Source organism: Mucilaginibacter sp. P2_D11 (assembly GCF_056404435.1).
This window is the reverse complement of sequence record NZ_JBFUEA010000046.1, coordinates 1-1449: the sequence shown is the minus strand read 5'-3', so window position 1 is coordinate 1449 and position 1449 is coordinate 1. Positions and strand designations below refer to the sequence as shown.

1 rRNA gene is annotated in these 1449 nt (G+C 51.5%); it reads right to left on the bottom strand.

Annotation, left to right across the window (positions count from 1 at the left end):
• A 16S ribosomal RNA gene (locus tag AC1DXC_RS27250) occupies nucleotides 1-1434 on the bottom strand; the annotation flags it as partial.
• Nucleotides 1435-1449: the final 15 nt, after the last annotated feature.

Sequence of the window (1449 nt, the reverse complement as noted above, 5' to 3'; positions counted from 1 at the left end):
CGGTTACGCACTTCAGGCACTTCCAGCTTCCATGGCTTGACGGGCGGTGTGTACAAGGCCCGGGAACGTATTCACCGCGTCATTGCTGATACGCGATTACTAGCGAATCCAACTTCACGGGGTCGAGTTGCAGACCCCGATCCGAACTGTGAACAGCTTTGTGAGATTGGCATCCTGTTGCCAGGTAGCTGCCCTCTGTACTGCCCATTGTAGCACGTGTGTAGCCCCGGACGTAAGGGCCATGATGACTTGACGTCGTCCCCTCCTTCCTCTCTATTTGCATAGGCAGTCTGTTTAGAGTCCCCACCTTAACGTGCTGGCAACTAAACATAGGGGTTGCGCTCGTTGCGGGACTTAACCCAACACCTCACGGCACGAGCTGACGACAGCCATGCAGCACCTAGTTTCGTGTCCCGAAGGACTGAGACGTCTCTGTCTCATTCACTAACTTTCAAGCCCGGGTAAGGTTCCTCGCGTATCATCGAATTAAACCACATGCTCCTCCGCTTGTGCGGGCCCCCGTCAATTCCTTTGAGTTTCACCCTTGCGGGCGTACTCCCCAGGTGGAATACTTAACGCTTTCGCTTAGACGCTGGCCGTATATCGCCAACATCGAGTATTCATCGTTTAGGGCGTGGACTACCAGGGTATCTAATCCTGTTTGATCCCCACGCTTTCGTGCCTCAGCGTCAATCATACCTTAGTAAGCTGCCTTCGCAATTGGTGTTCTGTGACATATCTATGCATTTCACCGCTACTTGTCACATTCCGCCTACCTCAAGTACATTCAAGCCCGTCAGTATCAAAGGCACTGCGATAGTTGAGCTACCGTCTTTCACCCCTGACTTAACAGGCCGCCTACGCACCCTTTAAACCCAATAAATCCGGATAACGCTCGGATCCTCCGTATTACCGCGGCTGCTGGCACGGAGTTAGCCGATCCTTATTCTTACCGTACATTCAGCCTCCTACACGTAGAAGGGTTTATTCCGGTACAAAAGCAGTTTACAACCCATAGGGCCGTCTTCCTGCACGCGGCATGGCTGGTTCAGGCTTCCGCCCATTGACCAATATTCCTTACTGCTGCCTCCCGTARGAGTCTGGTCCGTGTCTCAGTACCAGTGTGGGGGGCCATCCTCTCAGATCCCCTAAACATCGTAGCCTTGGTAAGCCATTACCTTACCAACTAGCTAATGTTCCGCATGCCCATCTTAATCCTATAAATATTTGATTACCAAAAAATGCTATCCGGTAATGTTATGCGGTGTTAATCTCTCTTTCGAGAGGCTATCCCCCAGATTAAGGTAGGTTACATACGTGTTACGCACCCGTGCGCCACTCTCATCAGAAGCAAGCTCCCAAATCCCGTCCGACTTGCATGTATTAGGCCTGCCGCTAGCGTTCATCCTGAGCCAGGATCAAACTCTCCATTGTATAATGTGTTGTTAT